Consider the following 15,865-nt stretch of genomic DNA (forward strand, 5'->3'; position numbering starts at 1 on the left):
ATTGTTCTCTTTTTTACACAAAAAGTCACCTTCTTAAAGCTAGGGAGTGAATATGTGATAACACACGAACAATGTATCCTGCTGTATAGCAGACGCACAGGTATCCGGAGTTCTTATCCAATCGCCCACTGCCAAGGAATTTAGGACAGATAGCTGGGTAAAGGTGAAGGGAACATTAGGCATGACACCATTTGAAGGCAATGAACTTCTCGTTTTACAGGCTCAGCAAATCTCACAGGTACCAGCACCAAAATATCCTTATGTCTACTATTCTGCTCTCCCTAACAGCTAGATTTATGAAATATTTTATTTTTTACAATTTTTAGGTTTCATTTACCTCTTTCTGTGTTAAAACCAATATATACCCTGTTTTTTCATATACACTAAAGGAGGTCGTTTAGATGCATAAGGAATTAGAAACAGAGGTTGCCATTATCGGTGGCGGTGTAGGTGGATTTGCAGCAGCTTTAGGCGCCGCACGGCTTGGAAAAAAAGTAATACTTACAGAGGAAACAGATTGGATTGGCGGGCAATTTACTAGTCAGGCCGTACCACCTGATGAGCATCGTTGGATTGAGCAGTTTGGTTGCACCCAAACCTATCGTCAATTTCGTAATCAAGTTCGGGACTACTACCGTTTGCACTTCCCATTGACGACAGAAGCACGTTTAAAATACAATCTTGATCCGGGTAATGGTAGTGTTAGTCGACTATGTGCTGACCCCCGCGTCTATTTGTCCGTAATGGAAGAAATGCTAGCACCTTATGTTCATAGTGGACTAGTTACGATTTTAACTCGCTTTAAACCGATTTCAGTTGAAACACACGGTGATACCATTTGCTCTGTTACACTTTCCCAATGTGACAACGAGATTACCCTGACGATAAAAGCCCCCTATTTCCTAGATGCTACAGAATGTGGTGATCTTTTACCTATGGCTAATGTCGAATATGTCACTGGGGCTGAGTCTCAATACGAAACGGGTGAGCCTCATGCTATAGACGGGGATGCAAGACCCTTTGACATTCAGGCCTCGACATATGTGTTTGCGATGGATTATGTGGAAGGAGAAAACCACGTTATAGATAAACCAGCAGACTACGAGTTTTGGCGGAATTACAAGCCTGACTTTTGGCCAGCTCGTCAGCTAAGCTTTACGGCAGCCGACCCCAGAACATTACAGCCAATTGAATACTCCTTGTTCCCTGATTCACAAAAATTTTCTTTATATACGTATCGAAGAATCATTGATCAATTAAATTTTGTTCCCGGTACTTTTTCTACAGATATTACCCTAGTAAACTGGCCACAAAACGATTATTGGCTGGCCCCTATTTATGACCTTCCAGAAGAAGCGGTCTCGAAGCATTTAAATCAGGCAAAGCAGTTAAGCTTGTCGTTATTGTACTGGATGCAAACAGAGGCACCTCGACCAGATGGAAAGGAAGGATATCCTGGATTACGATTACGTCCAGATGTGATGGGAACAATAGATGGATTAGCTAAGTACCCATACATTCGAGAATCTCGCCGGATTAAAGCAGCATTTACTGTTCTGGAGCAGCATGTGAGCGCAGAATGGAGAGGTGACGAGGGCGCCGAGCGTTTCCTTGATACAATTGGCATTGGCAGCTATCGCATTGACTTGCATCCAACCACGGAAGGTACAAATTATATAGATGTAGCCTCCTTGCCATTCCAAATCCCATTGGGTGCGCTCATCCCTATTCGTGTAAATAATCTTTTGCCTGCTTGCAAAAATATTGGGACCACTCACATCACGAACGGTTGTTATCGACTACATCCTGTTGAATGGAATATTGGAGAGTCAGCAGGAATGCTAGCCGCTTTTTGTGCTGAAAAAGGATTTCAGCCTAGAGAAGTGTGGGAGGATACTGCCAAGCTTGCTGATTATCAACAATTGCTCACCAAGCAGGGAGTAGAGCTGTACTGGCCTAAGCTCTCAGCTGTTTAAGCATTTTCGGCGTTCAACCACCGGTCCAAAATTACATTCCATTTCGAAATAAAGCTCGGCTATTAGTCAGCACAAACCCCTATTCACTCATCACTCAGGGGATTGTTTGCTACACTAGCCGAGTTTTTTAATAGATCGGTGTCCCCTATTACACAAGCTATTTACTAATCAGAATATAAGAACTGTCCTGATCGTTCTCTGTTTGAAGCCACAGAATCTGCAACACTAAAGTTGATGATCCTTTTCAAAGTCGTACATCAATCAGTAACGAGAATGTTAGCAAAATACTCATGGAACCCTTCCTCAATCCATCAAAATAGGATTACAAACACTAAACAAATTACGCTCTTTTTAAACCAGCATATCTTCTAGTATAATTAATGGGTACTACATATCCTCGTATGAAAGCTAGATAATGATACGATTCGAAAAACCACGTCCTACCTGTCAATCCTGCAACCGTAATATTATATACAGAGGTGGAATGAGCCCAATGAAAACACGAATTGAAGAGCTTGAACGATTGTTATCGAGTAAGGTCGGCGAAGATGTACAGGAGGAATATAACAATTATCTCTCTTTACAGGGTGCTTCCGAAGAAAACCTGCAAGAGATAGAAACGCTCTTTGATATCAAGCTCCCTGAAGATTTCAAAGAATTTTATCGTTATAAGAATGGGAGTGGTTACCATTTTCATATTCTATATCCTGAATATAGCGAAGGCTGTATTGAGCCCTTTTATCTATACTCTCTAGACGAAATGATAGAAACAAAAGAATATTTCTGCAAAGAGGATGAACTCCTCAGTGAATATTATGATGAGCAAGAGATTTCCGAATTAGATGCTAGAATTAAACCTTATCTATTCAACAAGAAATGGTTCCCCTTCGCTCAATTAGCAGGTGGCAGTCTATATCTTATGCTAGATTATGATCCAGCCCCGGACGGAAGAGCTGGGCAGATTATCGCGTATGTTCATGACCCAGATTTTATTTATTACATTGCCTCGTCCTTTACTGAGCTATTATCAGAATCAAATACGAATTTACAGGATTGGGAAGAGATTGACTACTAAGATTGATTTGTTTCATAAGGAGCGATGGTCACGTTTTAAGCTCACTTGTAAAACAACATCTAGTTATAGGAGAATGTTATGAGTCGAAAATATGTTCATCATATTTGTATCCAAACCAATACGTATAAAGAGTCCCTGCGGTTTTATCAAGAAGCTTTAGGATTTGAGCTGATTCAGGAAACACCTCATTTTCACCAACGTGATTTTAATACCTGGTTAAGACTAGATTCCTTCTATATCGAGCTCCAAACTGGGAAAACGGGAGAATTACTTGATCCTCCTAACGCCAATACCCAAGGACTTGTACATCTGTGTTTATGGGTAGAAAATTTGGATACAGAGCTTCAAAGAATGAAGCATTTAGGTTATCGCCTTAAAATGAAGGATGGACAGGAAATCTATACAGTTGAAAATGGGCGATTACTGAAATTGCTCGCTCCTGAAGGGACAATTGTTGAGCTTAGAGATAATCAAGGGATCTAAAAAATAAACAAGAGGCTGTCCTTCCCATGTAGACAGTCCCTTGTTTATTTTCTGTATTAGCCTTTATAGACTTCACATAGCATCTTTAATTAGGTAAATTACCTATCAACAATAGTAACCCTTTCCCTAACAAGCTAATAAAACGTATAATATGAATAAATACATAAATTTACAGACCTTTTGTAAAACAAGTACTGTAAGCCCTGAAAAAACAATATAAGAAGATCGAAATGGAAGGATTGATTTTTAACATGGCTGAATTGATGATTCGAAAACTGGGTGATCCTGTGCTGCGCAAGGTATGTAAGCCGATTACCAGTATCACAGATCGTGAACAAAAATTATTACAAAATTTAATCGATACTCTATATGCTGACCCTGGTCGAGCAGGCTTGGCTGCGCCACAAGTGGGCTATTTGAAACGAATAGCAGTCCTAGACTGTGGTGACGGATTAGTTGAATTAATTAATCCAGAAATGATTTCTCAATCGGGAGAAACCTTTGAATATGAAGCTTGCCTCTCCCTGCCTGGAATGTATGGAGCTGTGAAGCGAGCTGAATCAATCGTAGTAAAAACATTAAATCGTCAGGGTGAAGAGCAAATCATCGAGGCTTCCGGACATAAAGCACGTTGTATTCAGCACGAAATGGACCACTTGGATGGAATATTGTACATTGATCATGTAAAAAATGGGCATCTTTTTCAAGAGAAAACAAAAAAACCAGTAGACGTGTATCAAATGATTCAGCTTTCCAAGCAAAACGCTTTGTAATTGGGAATAATTCCGAATCGTTATGGTGCAAATAAAGGAGTACATATGGGGAAAACCTTAGTCGTGATCGGTGTTGTCCTGATTGTAGTTGGCTTACTCTGGCAAGTTGGGGGTCGATTTCTGAATCTAGGGCGGTTACCGGGTGACATCGTAGTAGAAAAGGAGAACTTTCGTTTTTATTTTCCTGTAGTTACATGTATTATCATTAGCGTTGTGCTATCACTAATCATGTATGTCATTCGTTTTTTTAAATAAATGATCGTAAATCTTCGGCAAGTTACCAATGAAGTTTGGCATTGTGTAACTTGCCTGTTTTATTATATGTCGTCTTTGTCAGATTAAAGCGCTATCTGTTGCCTTGTTGCTCTAATGCTTCTTGTAACTGATTTAATGATTGGGCTGATTCAGAAACTTTATGAGTTGAATTCCCTATCATTTCGACATCTTCAATGAATTGTGCCATTTTCGCAGTAGCTCGGTCAATCTCGGTTATACTTGTTTGCATGGAAATTACGATTTGATTAAGTGCTGCTTCGGTTTGATCTGACTCTTTTTGTCCCTTGTTTACTAGGAGTTGGATGTGACGGATGGAGGAGACTACTTCTTGCATAAATTGACTCGATTGGGCAATAAGTGAAGATACATCTTGAACGGATTGTCTAGTTTGTTCGGAAAGTTTACGTACCTCTTGTGAGACGACAGAAAAACCACGTCCATGCTCTCCAGCTCTCGCTGCTTCAATCGCTGAATTTAACGCAAGTAGATTTGTCTGTTCTGCAATTTGTTGTACAAGATTGACAATTTTTTGAATTTCATTCGATGAGTGATTAAGCTTTTCAATCAACTCTTCCATATCATTCATACCATTATTGATATCTCGAATACGTGACTCCAATTCTTTCATTCGTTGCTGTCCTTCACTCGCTAATTGAAGGGTTTCTTTAGATTTGTCTGCACTATGCTGAACCGCTATATTCATATCTTGACCGCTAGAAATCAACTGTTCTACAGAAGTAGTGGTTTGCTGGCTTAATGAGGCAAGCATAAGGCTTATATCCGCCATTTTGGTTTGAATTTGCTCCCGTCCCCGATACTCTTGCTCGCGTCGCTTATTTTCTTTTTCATACGCTTCAATGACAACCTGCTGCTCAAAATTAAACATCTTTGAAATAACACTACTTGCTTCTAATAATTGCTTTTTATCTAAAATTTGCTCAAAAATAATTCGCAATACATGCTCTTGAACATTTTGAAACGCTGCAATATACCATTTTGGTTCCAAACCAATACGTACATGTACCTCTGCCACTTTGAAACGCTTTTGTAAAAACACATCATCTATATGGCCATCAAACATATCCATCAAATGTAATTCCAGACTTTTTGCGAGACGCTCTACTGTACTATGCTTGGTCAATATTTGCTTAAGGTGAGGGACACTGAGAATTGTTTTATAAAAAGTTTTGGCAATCTCATGGATATGCGTCGCAATCATTGGTTGCAATGCTTTCGCTATCTTTAAATCCTCTTGGCTTAGTCGAATCATATTCATCTGAGTTTCAATTTCAGAGTGCTTTATATTCATGCTGACTTGGATACTTGCAATCTGTTTTTTAAACATTTTTGTTTGTGGAGATTCTTCGATCTTTGTGCGAAACCAACTCGAAAACAAAAAGCTTTTTCCCATATTATGTTATCACCTTTGTTAATATATTTTTGATAAATAAATCAAACAATCACAAACCATCACAATTATACAAACCTTATACAACATTGTAAATCATTGACCAGTCCCTATTCGTTAAAAGCCTGTGAATTATTTTTGATAGGAAATATTTTATTTGTTTTACAAATCTAAAAAGCCTCTATAGTTTCCTACAGAGGTTTTATGTTAAGGAAGATATACATTGTATTTCGTACCATTTTTCCACACAAAAATGCCACTTGTTACTATGTCAAAAAAGGAACTGTTCTTGTAGATACATCCTATATTTAGCCAATCGCTCAAAACATAGTGCTTTTCTCTGTCTTCCTCTCAGTTTCTGTCGCCACTTTTGCAACGAAGCCACAAACAGGAACGTGCCGATTCATTTTTTCGATCACGACATAAATTAAATTTTAAATAATTGGTAAATCTAAGGGCAACATCCAATCGGAGGTTTTTTATGGTAAACAATGTTGCTTTACTGTAATAATTGATAAAAAAGGAGATACACATGAGTATAATTAGTTTCTTTCTATCAAAAGGAGAACCATTTATGAACCTGTATTTTCTATAAATCCATATGTCTGACAAGTTTCTCTAGGAAAGGCAGCGCTTCTGACACCTTATTCAATTTAGGCATAGGCACGTTATAATACGAAGAAAGGCCTTTGATCATCCCATATTGTAAATCATTTAAAGGAAGCTCAGAAGTAAAGGTCTCAATGGCATAAATTGGCCCCAGCATAGGACAATCCTTTCTTGGCTCTTTTCTGGTTAATACTTGGCTAATATCAACAGCAGCTCTATCTCTCTCTGTTAAGTTTCCTAACCCCCAACGGTTTGTAATCGTCTTAATAATAGAGGTATGGTCAAGTGGTACATCATGTTCCACACCGCCTAGTATTCTCTTCGCTCGAAAAACAGTTCCCTTTTCAATATAGGGAGAAATAAGTAATGTACAAACTCGTACTCCCAAGCGGTCAAAGGTAAATCCTTTTTCTCCTGGCTTTTGGTTGATCGTGGGAGGAACAGCTTTTGGAGGAGCCACATGATCATAACACCCTCCATGTTCGTCATACGTAACAATCAAGAGTGTTCGATCCCACCTCTTACCTTCTCTTACTGCCTGATAAACTTCCGATATAAGATTTTCCCCAAGTAAGACGTTATGAGGAGGATGCTGATCATTCGCATCTAGTAAAAACCTAGGTTCTATAAAAGAATACGATGGAAGCTTCCCTTCTTTCGCATCTTTTTTAAACTGCTTCATGTACGAAAAATGACTTTTCCGATAACGTGAAAGCCTTGGAAAATGAATTAACAACGTTAAGGACACCATATCAAGCTTATCGTAATACACTCTCCATGTGAGATCTTTCCTATTCTGTGCAAGTATACGATCAAAAATGGTCTCAGCATGATTTCCCAAGAGCCATTTTTCATAAGGAGTATTATTTACCCAACCACTAGAGGAAGCAGCATGTAGAAAAGAGCGATTCGTCCACGTTTGGCTAGGAACAGAACAAAACCATTGGTCACAAATCGCAAATTCGTTAGCAAGTCTGCTTAACACGGGTAACATCGTAGGAGTGTATCCCGCCATCACCTGACGATATAGTCTTTCATCTACTGGCTTGTTTTTTTCTCGTAGTACATGAATATAGTCCGTAACAAAACCGTCCATTGTCGCTGCTTGTGGTAAAGATGCAGTCTTAGAAGATAATGGTTTGCCATAAAGCTGGAAGAAAACATGTTCAAAACTTTCCCCTGGATCTATCTCAGGGGTAATAAATGAGCCGGCTTTTCCCACCGGTACCTTTTTGTGATCTGCCCCTGTTTCTCCAACTGAAATCGGATTAGATAAATTTTTCCCAGCCAGTCCTTCAAAGGGTTGATTTCGAGGTACTTTATCAAAGGGAGCTGGATTTTGAGGATCATATAGTCTTCCAGCCATGGAATCAAAAGAACGATTTTCCAACATCAGTACCACAATATGATCAATTTTACCCAACATTTTTTATCCTCCCGAATTTAAAAGAATGGCAATAAAGTCACCATTCCTCCTTATTAGGAAAAACATTCCCTTTTTGCGGTCCAGCTTAATACCATACAGCCTAAACAACCTAATTGTTCCTTGATATGTTATAAAATCATTTATCGAAAAACAGACACGTAGAAATCTAGTAGCTTGTTCCTGTAAAAAAGCTCATACGAATAGCAGTAGCACTTAAAATAATCTCTACAAAGTCGGGATTTGGAGCCAATATAAGGAGATATAGAAAGTCATGCAAATGTTCCTCAAAACGATACGCATTTAGAAAGTGCCGAAAATTGTATTGTTAAGTTGCATGATATGACAGAAACCTCTTAAAAATGACTCTAAAAAACGAAACTACCCGTCTCCACGTTACCAAATGTGGTGCTTTATTTGGTAAACCTGGCGGAATATTACTAGGTCTTGTATTTTCTTTAGCATGCTTAACTACATCGGTTGGACTTATTAGTTCATGCAGTCAATACTTTACAACCCTGGATTAACTCCACATGGGTTACGGCATAGTTTTGCTTCCAAGTTCCATCTCATCAAATTCAATGTGTGGCAAAGAGAGCTGTTGGAGCCAAGTCAGTGAAATAGCGTCTCGTTCTATCACTTCACAAATGGCACTGATTAAGGCTTCCTCGATAGATTCATGGGTAGCACACCCTGTAGAAATCGGTAGCCAGAACCTCTCTCCCATGCTTTCTGCAGAAAGGTGAAGGTATGTCATAATGGCAGGAACCCATACCTCTCTTTGATCCAGTAAAGAGATTCCTTTCACCCATCGAATTGGAGCATCCGTCACAGGATTTATGACTCCACATTTTGGATGACGAAGCTCTGCATCCGAGCACACAGGCACTTTTCGCAGATCCAAGGCATCATCGCCTAGCTCATCCGCAGTTGCCCAAATGAACTGTCTTTCATCATATGTACAACTGGAATAACGTTCTAATCCTTCTGCCATCGAACGAATACGGCTTTCGGCCACGTCTGTAGAACCACCCGCTCCGTCCATTCACCCGCTAATGGACCTTCCTTGCGTTGCGAGTTTTATCTGAGTAAGGGAATGGGAAATGTCACCTAATGAAGATAAATGAATGGGAAACTCTGGTTCTCCAGGGGATATAGGAAGACGATCAACCCGACTAATCAATCCCACCATAGGCTGAACTAATTTTTCTAATGGATGACTCGTTTTTTGCATGGTTTCACCTCTTTTTCGAAACTATGACGTGTGTTGTGCTTCTCTCTTTCTTATGTCCGTATTCTACCGAATAAAAAAAAACCTATCTTCCCCCATATGGGGGAAAGCGGGGTGGAAAAATGGTAATTTTTGCATTCAATCTAAAAAAACCCTGTTCTTTCACAACTGACGCTGCTTGTACCCTATTAGATACATCTAGCTTTCTAAAAATGTTATTTATATGAGTTTTAACCGTTTCTTTTGAAATGCACAACTCCTTGGCTATTTCTACATTGGTAAGACCTGTGCTCAAAATACGTAGAATAGCCGTTTCTTGCTTGGTAAGTATGTTCTCCTTCTCGTTAAGGGGGATTGTCTCTTTAAACTGTTGTAATAATGTCTCCAGGTAGGTAAGGGATAGGGGGGCATTTGAGCTACTGAGAGATTTTTTTCTCATCGTTACGTAACGTTGCAATAATTGTAATATAGGCTTACCTTCATCCAAAATCATTCGAATACATCCCTCTTTTTCTACCTCAACAAGCACATCTTCCAACAAATGAAAGGCCTTTTTCATTTTACCGATTTGGAACATTACCCTAGCATGTGTAAGCGTGACGGTCATTCTTTGCGTTTGCCGTAGCTCACTCACAATCATTAGTACCTTTCTAAGCAAGCGTAACGCCTGTGTTGTTTTTCCTTTCGCTAGGAAACATTTGAGCAATCCAAGGTATTCCATGACAAGTTGTGGATGTATATCGTCGTCAACCCTTATCTGTACTAGTTGCATATACTTATTCGCTTTCCTTGCATCTTCCTGTTTTCTAACCAAATCATCGCCATTTGGCTGTACACCTTTCTAATCACATTCGGATGGTCAATCGCTGCCTTTTCTATGGATTCCTGTAGGATATCGAATGCTGCTTCACAGCGTCCTTCTGCCAGATGTATCTTCACTTGTATGAGAGAAGAATAGATGAAGAGTTTTAACATATGGAAACGATTCGCATATTCATACCCTTTATTTACGTATACTTGGGCTTTCATCTAGTTCATTGCACTTATACTTCATATCCGCCCAATATTTATACAAAGTCCCTAGATGTGGAGTCTCCTTTGCAATACGCTGATCTCTCTTCAATTTCAATGAACCGAGATATAAAATCCATTACTTCTTTTAGTGAATCATTTGGACTAGCCGTCACCTTTATCTCTCGATCATCGTATAATATACCTAAAAACTCAAAAGCACGTTGATCAAAACGCTCTATCTTCTCTTCTACTAATTGCAAAAATTTGTCTGCCTCTCCCCCTTGAACAGTGAAACTAATCCTCTGCATCCTAATAGTTGAAATTCGTACTCGTTTATATTTTCTCTTGAAAGTGTACTCTTTATTGTTTGATAGTGCTTGGAGACATTCTCCAAATACTTATCTGCTTTCTGTACGCCTTCCTGTTCTATGATAAGAGACGTGCTGATGAGATGTAGACTCGACCTATCTAGTAGATACTTTTCTGGCAATTCCTTAATCCATCCGGCCAGTAAGTGATATCGGCCTTGATACAATAAAGGCATCAATTCCTCGATAAGCCGGGACGCATCGAGAAAATGTTCTGCTGCTTCAGAGGCCTTTTCTGGATACTTATACGCGAAATGATTTCTCAAAAATTCAGAGAATAACATGTGGAATCTATACCAGGAACGATTGTCATCAAGCGGAGTAATAAAGAGGTTCATTTTCTCTAGCTTTTCCAGAATGCTTTGCTGTCTGAACGTCCCGTTATCGTATCACAGAGGCTACTGTTCATATTTTTCAATAAAGATATTTGCAATAAAAACAATTGCAATTCATCGGGTAAAAGTTGAAACACTTCTTTAAATAGGAAGTCAGAAATGTCTCGATGTAAGCCATTAACTTGATGTATCCTTTTTGAAAAATCGATTTTCTCTGTCATTGAGAGAGCTATGAGATTCATTCCCCCAATCCAGCCTTCTGTTTTACTTACAAGAATCTTTATTTCCTGATCCGTTAAGTGAAGATTCGCACATTCATGAAAAAACACCCTAGTTTCTTCTTTTTTAAATTGCAAATCATGTACGCCTAGCTGTAAAATATGACCTCTTGCCCGCCATTTCACGATTGGTAGCGAAGGCTCGGTTCTAGCTGTGATGAGTACGTGGACATGGTGAGGGAGATATTCTATCAGCCATGTAAGGGACTCCAAAATATCATTTCGATAAATCAAATGGAGGTCATCAAGAACAAATACCACTGTCTTTTTTACGAGCTGCATGTGCTCAATTAAAGTTTTGATTAGTGAAAACGAATCTTGATATCCTTTATCTAAAATGTGAGAACATTTCTCAGTTACACCTGGAATCACTACTTCCAATGACGCGATCAGATGGCTCCAAAAACGAATATATTCATTGTCTTGCGTATCTAACGAAAGCCATCCTACACACTTTAGATTTTCTTTAATCCACAAACCTACTGACGTCGTTTTTCCATAGCATGCTGGTGCGACAATTAGTGTGATTGGGAGCGATAATGCTTGGTCCAATCTCTTCCTCCAAAATGAACGATGCGGACGCACCTGTGGTCGTTGTCTAATCCTAAAACCGCTTCAATAATTTCAACGAGGCTCTGCCATTCCAATCCACTTGTTCTTTTACGCCAACCACGCCAAAATATTTAAAATATGATATGATTGATACTGCTTATAAAATTTAGCGAACATTATAATAATAATTTGCAACTATTTTCAAAAGAGGTGTCTGATTAAATGAAATCCTTTCAACATACTATCGGATCTGAAGAAGAACTGCTTACAATGATTGGTACACCAAGTCCTCTAGCCAAAAACAAGGTTATTCCGTTCATAGATGCGCATTGCCGTTCCTTCTTAGCGAAAGCACCTTTTCTCGTTTTATCTACAAGCAATAAAGAGGGGCTTTGTGACGCATCTCCACGTGGAGACCATCCTGGCTTTGTGCATGTACTAGATAACCACCATCTTCTCATACCGGAGCGCCCTGGCAATCGTCGAGTAGATTCACTGCGAAATATTTTATCTAATCCATACGTAGGCTTGCTTTTTGTCATTCCAGGACTTGAAGAAACATTACGTATTAACGGAAAAGCCCAGATCATTGCAGATCAGGAGCTTCTCGAACCATTGCAAGTGCAAAAACGAGTACCTCAATTGGGAATTGCGGTAGAGGTAATGGAATGCTTTGTTCATTGTGCTAAAGCTTTTAAACGTTCTGGCCTCTGGCAACCAACTAGCTGGCTACCTAAGGAAAACCTCCCCAAACCAGCGGTCATGTTGGCCGAGCATGCAAAATTTTCCCCAGAAGATGTAGCTGACTTATTACATGATAGCTACACCAAACGCTTATATTAAACCCTCGTGAAAAGAGCTGGTTTCATAACCCTTTTCCAACGTAATAAGGCTGCCGGAATGTATCCGACAGCCTTTGGGAGCTCACTTATTCACTTTTCTGCATTAGATTGTCCAATTCACATGCATGTAAGATACTCCTATGTTCCACTATTGTTGCTCTTGTTTTTCTTCGATTTCATTTTCAATTTTTGCTTTACATCTTTATAGGTGGCATCATCCATTTTTTTCAATAGTTTATGATGTTCACTTACGTCCTGAATACTTGCCTCAACGGTTTGTGTGCGAAGATCTTTGCGTACCAAAACCGTAGAGAACCAGAAGCCGATCATAGCCATCGATAATAAAACAGGTCCAGTAAAATATGAAATTTCATAAGACATGCTCTTCGCTCCTTCCTTGGTTTTGTGATCTCTCCCTCGCTGTTTTTTATTCTACTAGAAAAATAAAGAAATAATATGGAAAACTAATAGAAAAATCATCACAATTTTATTATATTCTACCGCACAAAAAATCTCTTTCGTATACGTAGCAAGTAGCTATTTCTTATACCTGAAAAAAGCTGATTGCTTCGCTAGATTCTGCTTTTCAATGACGAACTACCCTATTAGCCTAAAATCAATTTGACCTTTTGCTCGGTTTACTCTGATATTTTGCATACGATGCGATCTTTTTTCCGTTTCATCTTCTTTGTTAATAACAGGTAATTAATCCTTTTATTTACTAATATAGTAGCATATCTAACTAAAAGTTTATAGCTATATACCTTAAGACTCACTTAATTTTTTCTAAAAATTACCTTAAATAGTATATTTAAGCAGAATCACAAGTTAAAGAACATGAAAAAAGACGCTATATGAGCGCCTCTTTTCAACACATCCTAATTATGATTGTACGATGGCAGATTTACTAGACTTTACGTCATATACACCATGGGATGAACTTACGATATGATCTGGTTTTGGTTTCCCACGGCTTTGGCGATGTCCTTCCAGATGAGCTTCACTGGTTTCCCATCTTTTCCAAGCCTCTTCTGATTCCCAGCGAATTAACACGATAACTTCCTCATCATGGCCCTTACGAGTTCGTTTTACTAGCACGCTTAAATCGATAAAACCCTCAATCTTTTCGATTTCGCCTTCCCCAGTAAAATGCTTCACGACTAAATCTGAAGTACCCTCTTTTACAATAATCGTTTTTGTTTCGATAAACATAAAATAACACTCCCCTATTATGTATCGTAATAGCAGTTATTTCTATACTATATTCAGACTCATTCTCTCTTCATTTTAGTTGATAAAGATTATCATAGTCAATTGTTGAATCCTGTAAATTGTAAAACAGGCATATTAGGTTTTAGATTATTATCGAACAAATATAGGCAGGACGTAAAAAAGCAAACAATCTCCGAGTGTATCTTGTTAACCTGCTATCGTGTAAGCTCTGCACGAAAAAGCCGTTCTCTCCACACTGTAGTGAGAACGGCTTTTTGTAGCAGTAAAAGGTTTGATGAAAGAAATGTTTTTTGAATAGAACTCAATCTCTTACAGGCCATTTATCATATGATGCTACAATTGTACAAGCTTAAAAAGAAATTTTAGCTTCAATGAAGGCTTTCAAATCTGCAATCGCTACACGTGTTTGTTCCATTGTATCACGATCACGTACCGTTACCATGCCATCCTGCTCGGACTCGAAGTCATACGTAATGCAAAGTGGTGTTCCAATCTCGTCATGACGGCGATAACGTTTACCAATAGAACCTGACTCATCATAATCTACCACAAAATCCTTGGACAAGTCTGCAAACACTTTCATAGCTGGTTCAGACAATTTTTTGGACAATGGGAAAATAGCTGCTTTATACGGTGCTAACGCTGGGTGGAAACGTAAAACGGTACGGCTATCCCCACCTTCAAGTTCCTGCTCCTCAAACGCATCGATCAAGAATGATAGCGTTACACGATCTGCACCAAGAGATGGCTCAATGCAATACGGTACAAAGCGTTCATTTGTTTCAGGATCAAGATATGAGAAATCTTCCCCAGAATGCTCCATATGCTGCTTCAAATCGAAATCTGTACGGTTCGCAATACCCCAAAGCTCTCCCCAGCCAAACGGGAATTTATATTCAATATCGCTAGTGCCTTTACTGTAATGGGATAATTCTTCCTCATTGTGATCGCGAAGACGAACATTCTCTTCTGTTATTCCTAACGACAACAACCATTGGAAGCAGTAGTTACGCCAAAACTCGAACCATTTCATATCCTCGCCAGGTTTGCAGAAGAATTCAAGCTCCATTTGTTCAAATTCACGTGTACGGAAGGTAAAGTTACCTGGTGTAATTTCATTACGGAAGCTTTTACCGATCTGTCCAATCCCAAATGGCATCTTCTTACGCATCGTACGTTGGACATTTTTAAAGTTTACGAAGATACCTTGTGCAGTTTCGGGACGCAGGAAGATTTCATTCGTACTAGATTCTGTCACACCCTGGAATGTTTTAAACATCAGGTTGAACTGACGAATATCCGTGAAGTCTTGGCTGCCGCAATCCGGGCAAGTAATGCTATGTTCTGAGATAAGCTCTTGCATTTTTTCAAAAGGAAGACCATCAACAACTAGCTCGATGTTTTTTTCTGCAAGTTTATCTTCAATCAGTTTATCCGCTCGATGGCGTGCCTTACATTTTTTACAATCGATCATTGGGTCGTTGAAATTGCCCACGTGACCAGATGCAACCCATGTTTTTGGATTCATCAAGATCGCCGCGTCAATACCAACATTGTACGGAGATTCTTGAATGAATTTTTTCCACCAAGCCTTTTTAATGTTGTTCTTTAACTCGATACCAAGCGGACCGTAATCCCACGTATTCGCAAGACCTCCATAAATTTCAGATCCTGGAAATACAAATCCTCTGTGTTTAGCAAGAGCGACGATTTTGTCCATGGTTACACTCATTCTCTAAAACTCCTTTTTATCCAAATAAGTATTGAAAAGCTCTCGCCCCTTTTAAAAAATACGGGATGAGAGCCTATGCTTCACTTAACAGTCAACAGCAAAACGATGCTCTTGACCAATGTGTATGTATGACCTGCTCGGTTTGCGCTTACCCTGTAAGATAAGGCACCAGAAGTTTAGCCTACATAAACTCTTAGGTATTGTAAACCATGTATTACATGTTACATGGTTTACGTCCAAAATTCAATTGAGAGTTC

Annotated in this window: 17 protein-coding genes and 2 pseudogenes; 8 read left to right on the forward strand and 11 right to left on the reverse strand. The window is 39.1% G+C overall.

From position 1 onward, the window contains the following. Positions 1-85: 85 nt before the first annotated feature. From O0550_RS24550 to O0550_RS15795, 6 genes are all read left to right on the forward strand, one after another. The gene (locus tag O0550_RS24550) at positions 86-292 is read left to right on the forward strand and encodes a TIGR03943 family putative permease subunit (RefSeq protein WP_346659910.1); all 207 of its coding nucleotides are present in this window, start codon (positions 86-88) and stop codon (positions 290-292) included. 109 nt (positions 293-401) lie between these two features. Beyond that, positions 402-1,976, forward strand: coding sequence for an FAD-dependent oxidoreductase (locus tag O0550_RS15775; RefSeq protein WP_258426789.1), 1,575 nt, complete (start codon positions 402-404; stop codon positions 1,974-1,976). Positions 1,977-2,469: 493 nt separating this feature from the next. Continuing rightward, positions 2,470-3,051 carry an SMI1/KNR4 family protein gene (locus O0550_RS15780; protein ID WP_003339562.1) on the forward strand — a complete coding sequence of 194 codons (582 nt, stop codon included), beginning with the start codon at positions 2,470-2,472 and terminating at the stop codon, positions 3,049-3,051. A gap of 78 nt (positions 3,052-3,129) precedes the next feature. Then, positions 3,130-3,534: a VOC family protein gene (locus O0550_RS15785; protein ID WP_258426790.1), complete on the forward strand. Its 405-nt coding sequence runs from the start codon at positions 3,130-3,132 to the stop codon at positions 3,532-3,534. 251 nt (positions 3,535-3,785) lie between these two features. Then, positions 3,786-4,307 carry a peptide deformylase gene (gene def / locus O0550_RS15790; RefSeq protein ID WP_003336293.1) on the forward strand — a complete coding sequence of 174 codons (522 nt, stop codon included), beginning with the start codon at positions 3,786-3,788 and terminating at the stop codon, positions 4,305-4,307. Positions 4,308-4,352: 45 nt separating this feature from the next. Continuing rightward, on the forward strand, positions 4,353-4,562 hold the full coding sequence (locus O0550_RS15795) for a DUF2905 domain-containing protein (protein WP_003336292.1): 210 nt from the start codon (positions 4,353-4,355) through the stop codon (positions 4,560-4,562). Positions 4,563-4,653: 91 nt separating this feature from the next. On the opposite strand, the gene O0550_RS15800 is transcribed toward O0550_RS15795, so the two are convergent. Together O0550_RS15800 and O0550_RS15805 are read right to left on the reverse strand one after the other, a co-directional pair. Next, the gene (locus O0550_RS15800) at positions 4,654-5,994 is read right to left on the reverse strand and encodes a globin-coupled sensor protein (RefSeq protein ID WP_258426791.1); all 1,341 of its coding nucleotides are present in this window, start codon (positions 5,992-5,994) and stop codon (positions 4,654-4,656) included. Positions 5,995-6,580: 586 nt separating this feature from the next. Then, positions 6,581-8,026, reverse strand: coding sequence for an alkaline phosphatase family protein (locus tag O0550_RS15805; RefSeq protein WP_258426792.1), 1,446 nt, complete (start codon positions 8,024-8,026; stop codon positions 6,581-6,583). Positions 8,027-8,385: 359 nt separating this feature from the next. Between O0550_RS15805 and O0550_RS15810 the strand changes: the two are divergent. Then, a pseudogene (locus O0550_RS15810) lies at positions 8,386-8,544 on the forward strand (branched-chain amino acid transport system II carrier protein); the annotation flags it as partial. A gap of 17 nt (positions 8,545-8,561) precedes the next feature. On the opposite strand, the gene O0550_RS15815 reads toward O0550_RS15810, so the two are convergent. From O0550_RS15815 to O0550_RS24870, 6 genes and pseudogenes are all read right to left on the reverse strand, one after another. Continuing rightward, entirely contained in the window at positions 8,562-9,068 is a 507-nt protein-coding gene (locus tag O0550_RS15815; protein ID WP_276565028.1) for a YcaO-like family protein, read from the reverse strand. Continuing rightward, positions 9,069-9,257, reverse strand: a complete 189-nt coding sequence (locus O0550_RS15820; RefSeq protein WP_258426794.1) for a hypothetical protein — start codon at positions 9,255-9,257, stop codon at positions 9,069-9,071. Positions 9,258-9,339: 82 nt separating this feature from the next. After that, positions 9,340-10,026, reverse strand: coding sequence for a helix-turn-helix transcriptional regulator (locus O0550_RS15825; RefSeq protein WP_258426795.1), 687 nt, complete (start codon positions 10,024-10,026; stop codon positions 9,340-9,342). After that, positions 10,017-10,283 carry a hypothetical protein gene (locus O0550_RS15830; RefSeq protein WP_258426796.1) on the reverse strand — a complete coding sequence of 89 codons (267 nt, stop codon included), beginning with the start codon at positions 10,281-10,283 and terminating at the stop codon, positions 10,017-10,019. Before O0550_RS15830 ends, O0550_RS15825 begins: the two co-directional genes overlap by 10 nt. Before the next feature lie 38 nt (positions 10,284-10,321). Continuing rightward, a complete protein-coding gene (locus O0550_RS15835; protein WP_258426797.1) occupies positions 10,322-10,528 on the reverse strand; it encodes a hypothetical protein in 207 nt (68 codons plus the stop codon). Then, a pseudogene (locus O0550_RS24870) lies at positions 10,519-11,531 on the reverse strand (winged helix-turn-helix domain-containing protein). Before O0550_RS24870 ends, O0550_RS15835 begins: the two are co-directional and overlap by 10 nt. A 492-nt stretch (positions 11,532-12,023) precedes the next feature. On the opposite strand from O0550_RS24870, the gene O0550_RS15845 reads away from it, so the two are divergent. Beyond that, positions 12,024-12,644: a pyridoxamine 5'-phosphate oxidase family protein gene (locus O0550_RS15845; protein WP_258426799.1), complete on the forward strand. Its 621-nt coding sequence runs from the start codon at positions 12,024-12,026 to the stop codon at positions 12,642-12,644. 137 nt (positions 12,645-12,781) lie between these two features. Here O0550_RS15845 and O0550_RS15850 read toward each other — a convergent pair whose 3' ends face one another. The 3 genes from O0550_RS15850 to O0550_RS15860 form a co-directional block, all read right to left on the reverse strand. Continuing rightward, on the reverse strand, positions 12,782-13,024 hold the full coding sequence (locus O0550_RS15850) for a hypothetical protein (RefSeq protein WP_003339580.1): 243 nt from the start codon (positions 13,022-13,024) through the stop codon (positions 12,782-12,784). 501 nt (positions 13,025-13,525) lie between these two features. Further along, positions 13,526-13,855 (reverse strand): antibiotic biosynthesis monooxygenase family protein, encoded by a 330-nt coding sequence (locus O0550_RS15855; protein WP_003339582.1) that lies wholly within the window; start codon positions 13,853-13,855, stop codon positions 13,526-13,528. Positions 13,856-14,225: 370 nt separating this feature from the next. Next, positions 14,226-15,608, reverse strand: coding sequence for a glycine--tRNA ligase (locus O0550_RS15860; RefSeq protein WP_258426800.1), 1,383 nt, complete (start codon positions 15,606-15,608; stop codon positions 14,226-14,228). Positions 15,609-15,865: the final 257 nt, after the last annotated feature.

Origin of the sequence: Brevibacillus halotolerans (genome assembly GCF_026891775.1) — a bacterium.
GTDB classification, from domain to species: Bacteria; Bacillota; Bacilli; order Brevibacillales; family Brevibacillaceae; genus Brevibacillus_B; species Brevibacillus_B halotolerans.